Below are 17697 nucleotides of genomic sequence, written 5' to 3'. Positions count from 1 at the left end.
TGTTCCACTTTTATTAGCTTTTTACAAAGTTATTAAAAATATAATAAAAATACAAAAAATCTACATTTTAATGAATCTGCAATATTAAGATATACAAAGGAGGTAACTATCTGTGAACCACCAAGATAATAGTAACTCAAAAATTCACAAGCCCTGTTCTTGTCCATCACCCACGGCTAACAGTTTAAATGTTGTTCAAACTACCCCAACGATAGTGGCTGTAAATTCTGCGATTCCACTCGATACAGTCGTACATTCTAACGGTACAGCGATTTCATTTACACCACCAACAACAGTATTGCTTGAAGGAGGGAGAAATTACTTAGCAATATATGAAGTAGCAGTTTATATTGAAGCAGGAGGGCATTATGCAGGTATCACTATGCGACTTAATGATAATGTAATCGTTGGCTCAGCTACTTCTCTAGGGTATACTGCAGGGTTTACTTCTGTATCAGCACCCGCAATTTTCACTACACCTTCAGGTGTAACAAGTACCCTTACTGTTAATGTAGGACCGTACTCTGATCCATTAAATACTTGGGGATTAACCCTTACAATTGTAGCACTAACATAATCAAATCTTATTCTTTCTCAAGTTATTCCCCTTGTATTTTGTGGTTAACCTATAAATTTGATATTTCATCATCAAACACTTGCCTGCGGTATACTTTATTACAGCCCTTCCCGAACGAGAAAGCCCATCGTCTTTAGACATGGGATGAAAGTGAGGTTGGATACGGAGTGCTACCAAAAAACCGTAAGGTTTGTGGCACTTTAAGTATCCAAAATGTTGGTATTATTTTTTTGTCTTTTCGTTGCAGTTTTATAAACTAACTGAGACGATATGAACATGATAAATAAGTATAGAAAAACCAAAAACAACTGTTTCATTCACTACCCTTTTGTGTTTTGCCCACAATACAGAAGAAAGATTTTTCTTCACACAAAAGTAGAAGAACGTTTCAAAGAGTTGGTCCAAGAGGTATATAACGAACTGGATATTGTTATTGTCGCAATAGAATGTGACAAAGACCACGTTCACTTGTTCTTGCATATACTTCCAACACGCAGTCCTGCTGGTACAATGGCGAAAATCAAAGGAGTGACATCAAAGCGTTTAAGAGAAGAGTTCCCTCATCTCGCGCACTTGCCAAGTCTGTGGACTCGTTCCTATTTTGTGTCTACTGCTGGAAAGGTATCAAGTGAGACAATACAACAGTATGTTGAAAATCAAAAAACGAGGGGGGAAACTTGTGCCACAAACCATCACAGTGAAAGTTAAATTGCTTCCAACAAAACAACAGATCAAGCTATTGAAACAAAGTAGTTCTGATTATATTCAACTCATCCATACACTGGTATCTGAAATGGTGGAAGCAAAGAAAAGCACGAAGAAAAGTACAAAGGATATGGAGGCCAATCTCCCAAGTGCGGTGAAAAATCAAGCAATGAAAGATGCGAAAAATGTATTTTCTACAAAGGTGAAAAAGAGTGCATACAAAATCGTTCCGATTTTAAAAAGACCAGTTTGTATGTGGAATAACCAAAACGATTCCTTTGACTATACGCACTTTTCCATCCCGTTCATGATAAAAGGCAAGTCAACACGTTTACAGGTTCGTGCTTTATGAATCGACTTGTTGAAACACAAGTTAGGTACCCTTCGTATCACAAAGAAATCTGCTAAATGGATCGCTCAGATATCTGTCATGGTCCCTACAATAGAAAAAACAGGAACGAAAATTCTAGGAGTAGACTTAGGTCTCAAAGTTCCTGCGGTAGCCATCACAGACGATGATACAGTTCGTTTCTATGGAAACGGTAGGAAAAACAAATACATGAAACGTAAGTTTCGTAGTGTTCGTAAGAAGTTAGGAGAAACGAAGAAACGAAATGCCCTTCGACAACTTGATGATAAGGAACAAAGATGGATACAAGACCAAGACCACAAAATAAGTCGTGAAATCGTCGATTTCGCAACGAATCATACGATCTCTGTCATTCGATTAGAGCAATTAACGAACATCAGACAGCACGAACAAGCCGTAAAAACGAGAAAAATCTACACACTTGGTCATTCTTTCGCCTAGCACAATTTATCGAGTACAAAGCGAAAGTAGTTGGTATAAAGGTTGAATATGTGAATCCTGCTTATACAAGTCAAACATGTCCCAAATGCACGAAGAAGAACAAGGCACAAGATAGAAAATACAAGTGCCAAACCGCGATATCGTTGGAGCGATGAATATTCGCTACACAACTGTGGTTGGCGGTAATAGTCAATCAGCCTAAGAACCTATATGGTCTGTCTTAGGAGGGGTGATGACACACCCTCATCTTGAAGGCTGTTCAAAACAGAAATGGACTGCGAACGTTTCGTCATTCAGGAATCCCATCCGTTACACCGTAAGGTGTAGGACTTGCGGCTTTAGCCGTGGGAGTGTCAACAGTACAAAGTGTTACTGTAAAAGAAACACTGAATATTTATTACTATCTAATTTCACTGCACTATAACCTATCTGTATGCACAGACAGGTTATAGTGCAGTGGTCAGATAACTACAAATACTTTGGCTAATACCAACCAAGATGCATCTCCCACCAATTATTGGGCTACGCCCTTCACACGCTTGAGGAAGGAAAAGGCTTTTAGGGAAGAGTAAAAAAATCAAAAAATAAGATTGCATCTCCATTTGTAAATGGGTTCATCTTAATTATTTTTATACTTCAAAGGAACACGGACTTTGCCGACCAAATATTTCCCCCACCAATATTTATGGCACAAAAGTACAATACATACTGGGATTCCGATTCCTAATATCTGCATACTCACTATATACCATAAAGTAGACAGTTGAAACCTATATATGTATATCGCAACATACTTTTGAACAAGCGGATGCAACAAATATATCCCGTAAGAACAGGAACATACCAACTTTATAGAATATGGCGTATCAATCCAATATCGAGAAAAAAGAAATAATCCAATAAATATAAAAGCCGTATAAAGAACTACATCATACCTTGCAGAACTAACCATATGAATTATACCGTTATGAAAAAGTATATGTACCATACAAAAAGTAATAAATAAATTTAAATACATATATTTTCTATATCGATAAATGAAACTGCGAAATTGATCGATATTCTTTCCTGCATAAAAGGCCATTGTAAAATAAAATAACCATCCCAAAAAAGGAATTCTAAGCAAAATCTCCCAGCTATACTTAGAAGAAGGTAAATTAGGTACGTATAAATCAAACATCAACCAATACCCCATGCTTAATAAACCTGTATACGTAAGTAAAATGGCGGGATTGCTATCATAAAAATATTTAACAAAAAAGATATGAAGAAGGTACATTTGGCAAATGATTAAAACAAAATAACCATGCCATTGACCAATTAAATATAATCTCCATATTTCAAAAAATCCCTGATTAATATTTGATGCAGAAAAGGTCTTATCTATTGCATAAATGATGCTCATAATGAAATACGGAACAATAATAAATTTTATTTTCCTCCATAAAAACCCCTTAGGGATACAATTTTTAGTGGAATGAGCTGTTATCATTTCCGACACAAGGACAAATAAAGGGGTTGCGAACATCAAAGATAACTGTATAACCATTAACATATGATTGAGTTCTTGGTTCCATACCTCTCGTCCATATATTGTTCGGTGAAGAGTATGAATCATTACAACACTAAAACAAGCAATGAAACGTATAAAATCTAATTCTTTAATTTGATTGCTAGATATATAAACACCTCCTAGGAAACGTTTCCCCTCTATCCTTTCCTTTTTCAATTAGCTTTTTTCTTATCAGTTAGCGCCAACCACAGTTGCGTAGCGAATATTCATCGCTCCAACGATATCGCGGTTTGGCACTTGTATTTTCTATCTTGTGCCTTGTTCTTCTTCGTGCATTTGGGACATGTTTGACTTGTATAAGCAGGATTCACATATTCAACCTTTATACCAACTACTTTCGCTTTGTACTCGATAAATTGTGCTAGGCGAAAGAATGACCAAATGTGTAGATTCTTTTCATTTTTATGGCTTGTTCTCGTCGTCTGTCTGATGTTCGTTAGTTGTTCTAACCGAATGACAGAGATCGTATGATTCGTTGCGAAATCGACGATTTCACGACTTATTTTGTGGTCTTGGTCTTGTATCCACCTTTGTTCCTTATCATCAAGTTGTCGAAGGGCTGTATACTAATAATGACGAATTCTTCAAAATAGACATTTTATTTACATAAATTGTATGTAATTTGTAATTCCTAAGTTTTAGGATCGAAAACACTATTAGCGAACTCATAGTCACTATATCCTAGTAATAACCTTGAACTATCCTCCTTTTCACTTCATTTAGAAGTGGGGATTCCTAAGTAAAAAGTTCTAATGCACTCTAATTTATTGAATTAACACCGCAAGACTTGCGGTGAGAAGACTTATCGATTCATTCTTTAGATTACTATTTGTTTTCCTATCTCTATCAGTCACATCGTGGTTTTGATGACTTCGTAATCTTTTTCCAGCACTTGTTATGTATTCATGAATGCTAACTACTTTTATTCGCTGTGTATGCCAGCCAGTATATCCTTTTATTTTTCCAGAAATAACACGCTGTACTTTCGCTAACTTCTCTTCTCATGACCGAAAAAACTTCGGGTTTTGATAGGTTGATCCATCTGATAAAATGGTGGGATTTTTCCGTCCCACATCCACCTCTATGTAAAAATGTGACTTCAGAAGTTTAGTTTTTATCTTCCTAAACTCTCCTTTTATTTTTCCTCAACATAAGTTGGTGTAGACAATAGTACCCTGTGCATTATTTTATTTAATTTCATAAAATGATTCCTCCCAAAGTTATTTTTAATTGACTAGCTAAAGATAACGAATCTAAAAGGTCTTAACAAATATAAAAATAGCCTTAGGAAAAGGTCACTTTTAATGATAGTGCAAAAATCTAACACTTGTACAACGAGTTTTTAACGCACGATCCGAAAGAATTCTCCTTCCACAAGCGTGTGAAGGGCGCTAGACCAACGGTAGGGGGATATGAATTTCGGTTCGGCGTAGCCAAAAAGAACTTGACTTAGCTTTTTATTTTTTTGTTTTGATATAATTAGTCTTATCAAGATAAAAGGTTGATATATCAATGAAATGAGATCGTAATCATCATGCAGTATTCTGATTGCATGATCCTCTTGTGTTAGTTGTAAAATATAAAAGAAATGTATTTGATGATACTATATCAAACTATGCAACAGACATGTTTGTACGACTGTCTGAAACATACAATGTAACTTTAGTCGAATGGCATCATGGTGTAGACCATGTTCCTATTCTGTTCAAGGCACATCTCAATACAGAAATGACAAAGTTTATTCAGGCTTATAAAAGTGCAAGGTCTCGACTCATTAAGAGAGATTTTTCGCAAGTAAAAAAGAAACGGTGGAAAGAAATGTTTTGGTCAAGAAGTTTCTGTTTAGTGACTACTGATGACGCAACACTAGATGTAGGTAAAAGGATATTGAAAATCAAGGTGAAAAGTGCGGTGGAGGTCATGTTGAAAGCATATAAGTATCGTATCTATCTGAATGATGAACAACGATTATTTTTCGCAAAAACATTTGGTTGCGTTCGTTTTGTATATAACAAAATGCTTGCAGATAGAATGAGTTCGTATCAAGAATCCCAAACATGCATAGATACATCCATCAACTATCCTACACCCGCACAATATAAAACTGATTTTCCTTTTCTAAGGGAAGTTGATCGCTTGGCGTTAGTAAAAGCAAGTCGTGAAGTATCTTGGGCTAAATGAAGAGAATATCTGGACTACAAAGCCGTATGGAAAGGTCGTGATTTGATTATCGTACCTAAGAATTATGCAAGTAGCCAACTATGTTCTTGCTGTGGTTACAAAAACAAAGATGTCAAAAAACTAAACCTCCTTGAGTGGGACTGTCCATGTTGTGGCACACATCACGATAGGATGATGTAAACGCAAGCATCAACTTGCTCAAACTAGCTATGTAATTGTTTTTTTCGTTAGGGGCAGATTGCCCTTATAGCTTGGTAAATATAGATAGCTAACAAAAGAGAAGCCCCCACTTCAAACAGTTTGTTAGGACGTTAAGTGACGGGTAATTCACATCTTAATCATACTGATACTATTACTCTATACAAAGTCTGGCTATTAGTATGAATCGGGAATATTTGTTTACATAGTGATAATACCCGTCAGATTTTATATGTCTAACAATGAAGCGAAACCATTCATGTTATATAAAAAAAAGAGAAGTGAACTTCCAAACTTCTCTTTTCGACACGTAAAGATTTACAGCAGTTACTCAGAACCTCTTAAACGCTAACTAAAGTTTGAAAACGAGCCTATATTTTTTCAAACTTTATAACAGAACTTTTTCACACGAAATATATAGGATAGAGAAACATAGAAAGCAACACAGATATTCCGAATGTTTGCCATATTTCAGGACAAATATACGGTTTAATAACAATTAAATGAATTATAGCGTTTTTAAAATTTATTAAAAGAGTTTATTTATATGAATCCTATACTTGCGTTACTTTTAGAAGTGGGGGGTACTTGCGATCCCGCCGACTACCGCTGCTGAGTTAGATGCTTTGGTTCTTTTATTATCTTAATTTCAAACTACTTTTGTATAAAAATTATTTTTATAAACATTAACAATGCATATTTTTTGTATACATTTTAACATCATTTGAAGTATACCCCAGAACCGTCAGCCAGGTTGTCAAAAACAACTATTAACACTTTGTATAGAAAGGGCACACATCATGAAACAACATCTTCAAGAGAGTTTGAACAACGCGCTATTGAATTAACAAACACTGAGCGTGCAAAACAATAACTACTTTAATCATAACAGCCCTACATGTGCATCTCCATTTGATATGATGAATAAATTTGGTGTTCTTTGCAAGGGAAAACATTGCTCAAGGCCCAACGTATACCTCAAGAAGTAGGGCACGCCTGGATGAATAGTGCTGGACACTGTACAAACATCCTATATAACGGCTTCACTCACATCGGCCTTGGCTATGGGATGCAAGTGAGCTTCGATACAGAACGCTGCTAAAAGATCGTAAGGTGTAAGATTTGCGGATTTAGCCATGAGAGCGTCAAAAAAAAACAAAATAAACATGCAATTTTACGAATAAAAAATCAATCGAACATGTAACAACGATACCGCATCACACACTACATATTAGCGGATATTATTATTTGTATACAAAAATAGAAGATTATTCAATTTTTGGTACCCAACATACCATCAGCACAATCTTTTTTATTTTCATTGCCATTATTTTTCTTGCCAAGTTATTAACTTGTATCTTTAAACAAGGATTCCCCAAATAAATTAGCTTACAAATTTATTTGGGGAATCTTATATAATAATTTGGTTTTGTTTCTATACACAATCTTTTTTCATTATTTTAATAATTGAGCACGTTTTTCAGGGTTTTGGTAATCTGTTAAAGACATTTGAACTTTCGGTTTATTTGGATCACTTGGTATAAATTCAATTTTTGCGTCAGCTTTAAATCCTAATTTTCCTGTAAAGGTAGATGTAATTGGTTGCTTTAAAATGACTCTTTTATTTACATTATCTAATTCTATATAATTTGGTAATCCACTATAAGCTTGATTTGTAAGCGCTTTTTTAAATACATCATAAATATCCAATTTTTCTTTTACATTTCTAGGATCATCCGCTCGACCGCTCCAATGCCCCTCTTCTCCAGGATACGTAAAGTACTGCTCGGTATCTATTGTGCCAGTCAGATAACCGTTTCCTTCCGTTTTCCCAGAAAATTCAACCCGTTGTACTTTTCCTAGATAGTGTGTCGTTCCATGCGGTGCCGCTACAATCGTTTGAGAAGGTAGGGTAATTTCTTCTGTATGAATGGTTGTATTCGAACTTGTATGACTATAAGAGAATTCAGTAGACACTTTTTCAGTAGTAGATTGACCTGCCCCTCCTATACCTGGAATCGCCACGTTTGCAGTGAATGTATGATCCAATTCTATACCTAATTTTGCTCCTTCTATATTAGAATACGTAAAGGAATCTGTATTAGTAATCGTTTTAGACGGTGTTACGTGTGTTTGGTTTAAATCTGTCGTATTTTCATAAGTAGCCTCTTGTGTCTCGTCCGCTGTTGTTATATCTTTTGTTTCTGTAGCAGTTACGTCTTTAAAATTTTCCAAAGAAGGTGTAACATCAATCGTTGCTGGATTTGTAAGATGGCCTGGAAAATAACTTTTTCTACTGCCATCAGATTGTGGTTCTGGTGGCATGTATTCATTTGCTGTCATAAGATCTCTTTTAAATTGTTCCATATCAATAGCCGGTACTGAATCTGTGTTAGTACTTGTATCCGTTCCTGCTTTTATATCCGCACTCGCACTTGTATCTGTTCCCGCTTTTGTATCTGTACTCGCACTTGTATCCGTCCCTGCTTTTATATTCGTGCTAGCACTTGTATCCATTCCCGCTTTTATATCTGTACTCGCACTTGTATCTGTTCCCGCTTTTGTATCTGTACTCGCACTTGTATCCGTCCCTGCTTTTATATTCGTGCTAGCACTTGTATCCATTCCCGCTTTTATATCTGTACTCGCACTTGTATCTGTTCCCGCTTTTGTATCTGTACTCGCACTTATGCCAGCTCCTGCTTTGTTTTTTGATTTTTTTGGAGAATGTATTTTACTATCAGCACCTATTTTAGAGTGCATACGATGTGTTAGGTTAGTTTTGGAATGGGGAAGTCCGTTCGTTTCAGCTGCAAAAGAAGTAATTGGCAGAATGCTACCTATCGTTAACACACTAACTACTGGAATAACGACTGAAAATTTGTTAGGTTTTTTCATTCATAACGCCTCCTCGGCTACTTTTTTGTGGCTGTTTTACTTTGATAATTTAAATATACCAGCATCTTCAGTAAAAAATATACATGAAAAATATACCATGTAACAAGTCGGCTTAGAGGCCCGTATACATCGCTTGTGTTACTACTCTCAAATTTCAAATGTATTGGTACATCATTTTGTTGCATCCTTTGTCTCTTGTTATACATAGAAAAGTAGGATAAATCATTGTACTATTCCAGAGTAATTAACATATGAGTACCTATTCAGTACTATATTTGGCAACATCGTATGTATTTATTGTTTTAATTTTTTGCAGTGATTCCTTTCCTATTTTCTGTCTGTATTTTGAGAAATTTCCGTAAACAGATCAGAGTATTTTTAATTCCTGTAACACTACTTGCAACAAGCAGATTACCTAAACGTTCTAGATACGTTCTCTTTATTTTTTGGTCTACCTGAAGAAGTTTTTCTAATTTTTTTCTGAGCGTTATCTAAAAGACAACAGCACTTTTTCCATATATTTCTATATGCATGATCACGTACTGTCGATATTAACCTTGTTAGTATCGATACATTCGTTTGTACAAGACCTTTTTGCTTAGCCCCGTCAAAATGCCGTTTAATAGAATTCATGCGCCGGTTAGTGCTGGCAGGTTTAATAATCTTGTCATTTGCATATGTTCTTGATATCGGGCAATAGTACGAGCGGTACTTCTATGTGGATAAAAAAGAGTATCCTCAGATTGTTTTCTACACACCTTTTCAAACCAGAATACAAAATCTTTTAAATCACTCATGATGAGAACATCATATACATACCATTGGAAATCGTGGTGACATCTATAAATGGAACTTACATGTATTTGTAAAAAGGAAGATTCTTCAATTCAGAAGATCTTCCTTTTTTATAGCGCATAATATCCGCTAATAATTGTTACTCAATATATAGTATCGACATGGGATGCCATACCTATGTGCTAGGGGATTTAAACATTATCCTGGAAACAATCTAGCAGGGGCTAGTATTTACAATCTATAGTAATTGATCTTTTATTTAGGGACAGCTGGATAAATATAGAACACTAATAAACGTATCTAGTTCCCAAAAAGCCACCACTTCAAACAGCCCGTTAGGACGTTAAGTTGTGGGTAAGTTCACTATCTGTCAACTTTCACCTAATAAATCCTGAATAATTTTGTGAATTCCACTTCTTCCCGCCTCTATCATTTGTGCAAGTGTTATATCCTCATTTAATATCTCTTCAAGTTCTATCTCTAATTGTTCAAATGTAAATTCATTTATCAACGTCTCAAGTTCTACTTTCCCCAATGATGCCATAAATGTAGTAACAATCATTGCCCTCTCAAGCTGAGTTAATTCCATTCTCTCTCCTCCTTATCTTTCCCCATTAACAATATTGAATGAATGTTTCCTTAATTATATGCACCTTTTTGGTATCAAAAACCAAAATATGTACATACTACAAGTGGTTGAAGAAATATACACTGTAATCTATACATGAAATGATCCCAATTAGCTATTCTATTTCTTTAAAATGTATAAACATGTATATGCTTCATCCGTTCAATCATTTCTCGAAGGATAAGGAGCGCGTTTGTTATTCAGAATAACGATCAAACCATTACTTTCTTTTGTTGCAGTCATACAGCCGCTCGTTTTCCTTTCCTTGTAGGTTCTTTCTCTATCCAAAATACAATATAACCCTTCTCATACTAATTCTTTTATTTTACTCCAGTAGAAATTCGTAACAAATAAATTTAATTTTATTGGTATAAAAAACCAAAATATGTTGCATATTAATTATGAGCGAAGAACATACGCAAAGATTTATACTTAAATAAATCTCTTTTTTTGTATCCTACACCTACACTCTATGTACAAAGATCATATGTTCTCGTTCAACTTTTCCATTTAAACGGATGATGAGCGCTTATATCTCATTCATAAAGTTCCTCTTTATCGTATATAGTCGCTCTTCATCCGCTTTTATTATAACCTTTCCCCATATATCATGGGGGCATTTTATTAGGTTAGTTTCTCCTTACTAATATAAATAAAAGCATCCAAATGGATACTTTTAGCCCTAATCTTGATTTATTTTTTCACTTCTAAATATTAATGGAATATTGGGTTGCATTTTTACATTGAATTCCTCAATTATTACTATGTATAAGGAATTTAAAGCCACTTGCAGTTCCTTTCCTGTTTCTACATCTATATGAGGAACTAAAATCCATGTATTAAACCATTCTTTTTCTCCATTAACTAGCTTTTTTCCAATTAGTTCATTAAAACGAAGCGGTACCATATATTCTTTCCCATTTGATAAAATAATTTTGGAATAGCAATCCATACATATCCCCACCCCATATTTTGTAAAGTTAACCAATGCATCAGTCTTTTGTATCTTGGTCTTCTAGATTTTGAATCGATAAGATAAAATCGTCAATCATAAGAAGAGAGCAACCTCTAAAGAATAGTTGCTCTTAAAGTAAATTCTATGCTTGAAAGGCGTTCTTATGAGCAAATAGATGACCATAAATGGAAACCTATACTTAAATACATGCTTGCACCATTAAAAGAGTGTCCTTTCTACGATCATGTTGGTGTACAAAATTAACCATATGCGGAAGCATTTTGTTCTCCAAAGAAGTTTTTATATTCCCTCAACACTATAGCTAAAGAATTCGTCCTAAGACAGCCAAACTAACTCCCTTATTACAAAGGTTATTTTATCGCTATTTATGCTACGCTAATAGGCATATTACTTCCCTTTTGACAGTGTTAGCTGCATTTATAATCTCTATGCGATTTATAGAACGGATTCGTTCAGACAATCCCACATGTATTACACATTCCCGTAACTACTACATGCTTTTATGGCTAGAAACCATCTTTATTTTCACAAGTTGTTTTTTGGTTTAAACAACATAAAAAACCTATACTAAAAATGACTGAACAAGAAATACGATAACTTCTTATTTTCAGCCCCATAACTTAACCCGTAATAACAATATATCCGTTTCCCTCCACAACACCTTCATCTCTAGGATGCTGATATATTGTATTGTCTACCCATTGCATATGAATTACCTATGTGATTTATAACAACCGTTACGCTTTATGCATCTGATCTTCCAATTCAGAAATTTGTTTATCATGCTGTTGATATTTCTTTTCCAAGTATCTTGTATCTTTTCTCATCCTTACCACTTGTTGCTTCACAATTGTAGTGTCTTCACGTAATGAGGCAACCTCAGTCTTTACTACATTTAAATGATTCTCTAATCCATCTAAACGTTTGTTCAAGCCATCAAATCCTTCTTGCATTACCTTCATTAACATATCTAATTTCTCATCCACCACAATTCCCTCCTTATGCAATCATCTTGATTACCCCTCATTGTAGCATGTTTCATTCCAAAATAACTAGGAGGAAATATTCTATTCAAGATTCCTTTTCAAATGAAAGAGCGCTCCTCAAAATAAGTGCTCGTTCGCAAACAATATCGATATTCCTATTTACAGCGACTCTACAGCAATCTATACTTTTTCCATTCACGTTATATCAAAATTTTTTCTATTTAAACATCATAAATATCCGTCACTCTATTAAATGGTATACAAGTGATGTATATGGTCAAAAAGTACAAATTACTTTCCGTTTTTTCAACTGAACCATTCAACATCTATTAGTACTTTTTATAGAAAATAAAATAGCCGGTAAGATAATATAACCGGTTACCATCGCTAAAATAACAAATGAAAAAACACAAAAATAACAGATACAAAAAATTGTTATGTGGATAGACGGTATTATTCAACCTCAGAGCATTTCTAAAAGCCTAATGGCATATACGACTTCACCAATAGAAAAATTTGTCGTATCAATAATTTGTATTTTTTCAATATGTAATATCTCGTCATTTACATGCAGCCATTTTTTTCGTTGAATTGGATTTTGACCTTTATTATCATTATTAATTCTATTAATAATAGTTTCTTCGTTCGCTTGAAGACCATATATCTTATACTCAAACTTTGTTTTATCGCTAACAAAATCTATGATATGTTTGTACATGCCCTCTGGTATTAATACACCAGTAATTATCAATAATTGATATTTATGATCATGAAAATTATTAATACATGCCTTAAGATTCTTACCCACTAATTCGTAAAAATCATCATCTATCTTAAATGGTTGAATGCTACCAAGTTTATCTGTGTCTATTAAGGCGGAGTTATTAGGACAAAAATGAATTAATTTTTGTCCTGTTTCAGTTTTTCCAACACCAGGAGCACCAGTGATAAAGACTAGTTTAGTTTTCATGTTTCCCCTCAACCTACTTATATTATATTCTTCTGGATAGCACAGCTGTATATTTTGTTTTCCTACCAGTCAATATACAAATTCCAGCATCTTTGTTTTCTAAAAATCCTAAAATTTTACCCTTACACATTTTTTTGTCAAACAGCTGAGGTAATCCCATGCCCATCAACTTAAGGATAGACACAATATTAACTTTTGTTCATTTGAACTTAAACTTTCCCCACAAGGGAGCCAGTTATTAAATTTCAGCACGCCAAATAACCCCTAACGGGTTTCATTTTTTTCTTATGCAACTTTCTTTTGCTTGCAACATCCACTATACTCATAGATAACACCCATGATATCAAAGACGGTTTTCTTCTCGTATCGATGAGATTTCCGCCCGTTTTTCTCTAGAAGGTGGAACAGGCGGATTAAAAGCTTTGTTATCTCTTGGGTGTCTTTCTGTATAGCTTGATAGAGAAGAAATAGATGATCTTGAATCATTCCAATCGCTTTATATTCACTTAATTCCTTTTGCTTCTTCTGTAACAACAGTTGACGCATTTTAAACATCGTAGAAGAACATAAGAAAATAGCAATCAGTTTCCCATATAAATGGCACTCTATTCGTTCTCGTTTGACAGTGCGACAATGATCAATATCAAATAATGATTTCCACGTTTTAAAAACAATTTCAATCTGCCAACGTAAGGAGTAGAGTTCATGGACTTGCTTCATCGAAACCCACTCCCACGGAGTGTTGGTTACATATACATTTAGCCCAGATAATATTTTGCTTTTTTGTGAATACGGTTTTCCTTTTTTCTTTTCACTTTCTATTTGTTTTTTCTGTCGTTCTCGTAATTGCTGTTCTGTTAGACGATACAGGACCAATCGGGCAAACAAAACTTTTTGATCTCCAACATAAACATTACCTACTTCATAAGTTTCACCAGGTAACAAGCGTCCCACCATCATTTCTAAATTGACTTTCATATATTCTGTTTGTTTTTTGATGTCCCCATTTTTAAAGTATTCTGGGTTTGGATTTTTTACATATACATTCGTATTTAACTTTAATCGAGAAATATAATAGGTCCCACGTTGATCCATTTGATCTAAGTCCTCTAATGAAAAATACCCTAAATCACGAATACATAAATCTCCTGGTCGTAACGTATCTAAACATTCCGTTCCGAATGTTTTATCATTATTTTTTCCAGGCCCCACTTGGAAATTCAGAAATTGTCCACTATGTAAATCATATTCTAATTGAATTTTAATCCCAGCTGTTTGCGCACAACCACCTGAACCAGGATAGATATGTTCTAAAGTATTAGGCACTTGAAACATGGTGGCATCCATGATACGAATACGTTTAAAATAATTATAAAGATGATTAGAAATATGAGTTTGCTCACAGATTTTTTGTTGTAACAACAAAGAGAAAATATGCTTTAAAAATAACACTGATTTTTCATTAAAGCGTTTATTTAAGCCCTCGGGGCTAAGTACAGTACCTGTAACTGCGTGAAGCCTACTACATAATCGGACTAAAGGATCACTGGCCACTCTTTGGCTAATCCAAACACAAATAGTAGCTAAATCTGATCCTGAAAATTTGCGTTTTCTCTTTACAAATTTCATCTCTCTTGCGAGTTTTTCCAAAAAATCAGGTGTGATATAGCGCTGTAATTCTTCTGCAAATGGCTGTAACTCCTCTTGAATCGAGCGATTCATAAAAAAACGTCACCCTTCCTTATAGTCTATTAAGAAAGAATAACGTTTTTTTGTATTTGGGGGTAGTAAAAATGCTTAAGTTGATGGGCATGTGAGGTAATCCCTCTTTCTTCGAATATTTTCTGATAATACGGTACAGCGTTATACGCGTGTTCTATATTTTTTCGAATTGTAAATCTTAAAGTTATTTTGGTCTCCACCATTATGTTTCTTTTAACCATTCAAGCCTTTTTTCATGTCACTTCTCCCTCGGAAAATCTGTACTATATGCAATACACTCTATATTTAGTTTCATTTAAATGTTTTCACATTTTCCAAACAATTCATAAGCAATTGCGCGATAGTAGTATTTTGTTGCCCATCGATTTTCTATTTAACATTGGATGATTTTCATCTGATGGCCCCAGTCGCTATCTAGATGATACGCTACTATCTTCATGTAGTTGTTATTATCTGTACGGGAGCAATGTTGTTTCATTTCACCAAGACAGAACACAGATACTTCTACTAAATCAATCTCACCCTCAGATGCAATACAAATCCCTTTACCTTCAACCACTAAACCTAAACGAACAGATGGATGAGTATGCATTGTTTGATTAATATTTTTAGGGAATACCAATAAATTTAAACAAGAATCTCCTAGACGAGCTGGGTATATCAGTAAAGAATCACTACACTCAGCAATATAAGCTAAACGACCTCTTTCTTCTATAAATCCACCAACGTTAGATGTATCGTTATATCCATATATTTGATAAAAAACTGCGAATCCCTAGAAAATGATTAAGTTGTTCCTGCGAATAATAGGGAGTGCCACCAACAGAAACATGATGTGGCTTGAATTTATTATTTTTATCCCAATTCCTAAGAGTTTGTTCCGTCCTACCTATCTTTTCTGCAAAATCACCAATTGAATATAGTTTCATATTTCTCACCTCACGAAACTATTTTACCACATCAATATTTTTATCTATAAATATTTTATCGTTATTTATAGATTTTTATAAATATAAACTAACTGTTGTTACCCTCCTTTTAAGAATATTATGAAGAGTAAAATAGATGTTTTCTTTAAGATGTTAGGTAGCTATTAAACAATACATGTTTGAAATGTAATTTAACATACAGAAATAGTAATGATAACTTTAAATTAGGGATTTGTTAAGAGTCACATTCCATTGAAAATCAAAATGATATATGTATACTAGGATTCCTTGTAACTTAAAATGGCGAAAATAGTCCTAACGTTCTTGCTCAACTGCACGATAAAATCTCTCAAAGTAAACCTTATTTCCATTTGAACTTCCCCAGTATACGAGCCGAATCGTTTCACTTTTGCGCTCTCCTCGCCTTCACAACAATCTGCGGAAATACTTTAATTTGTTAAAGTACTATCATAGTGTTTTCTAGCCTTATCTAGCACACGAAAAATACTTACAGCCCTTCCCGAACGAGAAAGCCCCTCGCCTTTCGGCATGGGATGAAAGTGAGGTTGGATACGAAGTGCTACTAAAAACCGCAAGGTTTGTGGCACTCTAAGTATCCAAAATATTGGTATCTTTTATGTTTTTATCTTTTATGTTTTTATCTTTTTTGTTGTAGCTTTATAATCTAACAGATACAATGTAAACATGATGAATGATTATAGAAAAACCAAAACAACCGTGTCATTACTTAACTATCATTTTGTGTTTTGCCCAAGATACAGAAGAAAGATTTTTCTTCATACAAAAGTAGAAGAACGTTTCAAAGAGTTGGTTCAAGAAATATGCGGAGAATTGGATGTTTCTATTGTTGCAATGGAATGCGACAAAGATCACGTTCACTTGTTCTTACATACACCTCCAACACGTAGTCCTGCTGATACAATGGCAAAAATCAAAGGAGTGACATCAAAACGTTTGAGAGAAGAGTTTCCTCATCTTCAACACTTGTCGAGCCTATGGACGCGTTCTTATTTTGTTTCTACTGCTGGAAATGTATCAAGTGAGACAATACAACAGTATGTTGAAAATCAAAAAACGAGGGGGTGAAACTTGTACCACAAACCATCACAGTTAAAGTTACATTGCTTCCAACAAAACAACAAATCATGCTATTGGAACAAAGTAGCCACGAGTATATAAAAGTCATGAATGCCCTTGTATCTGAAATGGTTGAAGCAAAGAAAAAAGATGGATGCAAGACCAAGACCACAAAGTAAGTTGTGAAATCATCGATTTGTAACGGATCATACGATTTCTGTCATTCGATTAGAGCAACTCACGAACATAAAACAGACGACACGAACAAGCCGTAAAAACGAAAAAAATCTACACACTTGGTCATTTCCATCGTTTCGCACAATTTATCGCGTACAAAGCGACATTAGTTGGCATAAAGGTCGAATATGTGAACCCTTCTTATACAAGTCAAACATGTCCGAAATGTTCTGAAAAGAACAAGGCGCAAGACAGAACATACAAGTGCCCATGTGAATTTGAGAAACACCGCGATATCGTTGGAGCGATGAATATTCGCTACGCAACTGTGGCTGGAGGTAACAGTCAATCAACCTAAGAACCTATATGGTCTGTCTTAGGAGGGTGATGGCACACCCTCATCTTGAAGGCTGTTCAAAACAGAAATGGACTGCGAACGCTTAGTCATTCAAGAATCCCATCCGTTACACCGT

The 17697-nt window shown here is 34.7% G+C and carries 11 protein-coding genes and 8 pseudogenes; 9 read left to right on the top strand and 10 right to left on the bottom strand.

Annotated elements, in window-relative coordinates; translation table 11 throughout:
- The first annotated feature begins 112 nt into the window (after positions 1–112).
- The 3 genes and pseudogenes from MHI28_RS31180 to MHI28_RS31170 all read left to right on the top strand — a co-directional run bounded on the left by MHI28_RS31180 (position 113) and on the right by MHI28_RS31170 (position 2295).
- Positions 113–577 (top strand): hypothetical protein, encoded by a 465-nt coding sequence (locus tag MHI28_RS31180; protein ID WP_078187235.1) that lies wholly within the window; start codon positions 113–115, stop codon positions 575–577.
- A gap of 276 nt (positions 578–853) precedes the next feature.
- Positions 854–1285: an IS200/IS605 family transposase gene (gene tnpA / locus MHI28_RS31175; protein WP_340828499.1), complete on the top strand. Its 432-nt coding sequence runs from the start codon at positions 854–856 to the stop codon at positions 1283–1285.
- A pseudogene (locus MHI28_RS31170) lies at positions 1257–2295 on the top strand (RNA-guided endonuclease InsQ/TnpB family protein). The gene tnpA (MHI28_RS31175) and the pseudogene MHI28_RS31170 overlap by 29 nt, the downstream one beginning before the upstream one ends.
- Before the next feature lie 417 nt (positions 2296–2712).
- Here MHI28_RS31170 and MHI28_RS31165 read toward each other — a convergent pair.
- Both MHI28_RS31165 and MHI28_RS31160 read right to left on the bottom strand, forming a co-directional pair.
- Positions 2713–3822, bottom strand: coding sequence for an acyltransferase family protein (locus MHI28_RS31165; protein WP_340828497.1), 1110 nt, complete (start codon positions 3820–3822; stop codon positions 2713–2715).
- A 15-nt stretch (positions 3823–3837) separates the two neighbouring features.
- Positions 3838–4226, bottom strand: a pseudogene (locus tag MHI28_RS31160) (RNA-guided endonuclease TnpB family protein); the annotation flags it as partial.
- 988 nt (positions 4227–5214) lie between these two features.
- On the opposite strand from MHI28_RS31160, the pseudogene tnpA (MHI28_RS31155) reads away from it, so the two are divergent.
- The 4 pseudogenes from tnpA (MHI28_RS31155) to MHI28_RS31140 all read left to right on the top strand — a co-directional run.
- Positions 5215–5603 (top strand): annotated as a pseudogene (tnpA, locus tag MHI28_RS31155) (IS200/IS605 family transposase).
- Positions 5587–5658: pseudogene (locus MHI28_RS31150) on the top strand (helix-turn-helix domain-containing protein); the annotation flags it as partial. The pseudogenes tnpA (MHI28_RS31155) and MHI28_RS31150, both read left to right, overlap by 17 nt.
- A gap of 150 nt (positions 5659–5808) precedes the next feature.
- Positions 5809–6062 (top strand): annotated as a pseudogene (locus tag MHI28_RS31145) (zinc ribbon domain-containing protein); the annotation flags it as partial.
- A gap of 785 nt (positions 6063–6847) precedes the next feature.
- Positions 6848–7147 (top strand): annotated as a pseudogene (locus MHI28_RS31140) (CAP domain-containing protein); the annotation flags it as partial.
- 353 nt (positions 7148–7500) lie between these two features.
- Here MHI28_RS31140 and MHI28_RS31135 read toward each other — a convergent pair.
- From MHI28_RS31135 to MHI28_RS31100, 8 genes and pseudogenes are all read right to left on the bottom strand, one after another.
- Entirely contained in the window at positions 7501–8943 is a 1443-nt protein-coding gene (locus tag MHI28_RS31135) for an ETX/MTX2 family pore-forming toxin (RefSeq protein WP_340828496.1), read from the bottom strand.
- A 1165-nt stretch (positions 8944–10108) separates the two neighbouring features.
- A complete protein-coding gene (locus MHI28_RS31130; RefSeq protein WP_078187180.1) occupies positions 10109–10327 on the bottom strand; it encodes a hypothetical protein in 219 nt (72 codons plus the stop codon).
- A 721-nt stretch (positions 10328–11048) separates the two neighbouring features.
- The gene (locus MHI28_RS31125) at positions 11049–11318 is read right to left on the bottom strand and encodes a hypothetical protein (protein WP_340828495.1); all 270 of its coding nucleotides are present in this window, start codon (positions 11316–11318) and stop codon (positions 11049–11051) included.
- Positions 11319–12079: 761 nt separating this feature from the next.
- Positions 12080–12328: a hypothetical protein gene (locus tag MHI28_RS31120; protein WP_078187182.1), complete on the bottom strand. Its 249-nt coding sequence runs from the start codon at positions 12326–12328 to the stop codon at positions 12080–12082.
- Positions 12329–12791: 463 nt separating this feature from the next.
- The gene (locus MHI28_RS31115) at positions 12792–13298 is read right to left on the bottom strand and encodes an AAA family ATPase (RefSeq protein WP_340828493.1); all 507 of its coding nucleotides are present in this window, start codon (positions 13296–13298) and stop codon (positions 12792–12794) included.
- A 285-nt stretch (positions 13299–13583) separates the two neighbouring features.
- Positions 13584–15020, bottom strand: a complete 1437-nt coding sequence (locus MHI28_RS31110; protein WP_340828013.1) for an IS4 family transposase — start codon at positions 15018–15020, stop codon at positions 13584–13586.
- 373 nt (positions 15021–15393) lie between these two features.
- Positions 15394–15642, bottom strand: a complete 249-nt coding sequence (locus tag MHI28_RS31105; protein ID WP_340828492.1) for a hypothetical protein — start codon at positions 15640–15642, stop codon at positions 15394–15396.
- 142 nt (positions 15643–15784) lie between these two features.
- Positions 15785–15949: pseudogene (locus tag MHI28_RS31100) on the bottom strand (MerR family transcriptional regulator); the annotation flags it as partial.
- Positions 15950–16654: 705 nt separating this feature from the next.
- Between MHI28_RS31100 and tnpA (MHI28_RS31095) the strand changes: the two are divergent.
- Both tnpA (MHI28_RS31095) and MHI28_RS31090 read left to right on the top strand, forming a co-directional pair.
- Positions 16655–17056 (top strand): IS200/IS605 family transposase, encoded by a 402-nt coding sequence (tnpA, locus tag MHI28_RS31095; protein ID WP_340828491.1) that lies wholly within the window; start codon positions 16655–16657, stop codon positions 17054–17056.
- 130 nt (positions 17057–17186) lie between these two features.
- A pseudogene (locus MHI28_RS31090) lies at positions 17187–17582 on the top strand (RNA-guided endonuclease TnpB family protein); the annotation flags it as partial.
- Positions 17583–17697 lie beyond the last annotated feature (115 nt).

This window comes from Bacillus sp. FSL K6-0268 (genome assembly GCF_038005425.1).
GTDB classification, from domain to species: domain Bacteria; phylum Bacillota; class Bacilli; order Bacillales; family Bacillaceae_G; genus Bacillus_A; species Bacillus_A thuringiensis_S.
This window is presented reverse-complemented; position numbering and strand designations above follow the sequence as displayed.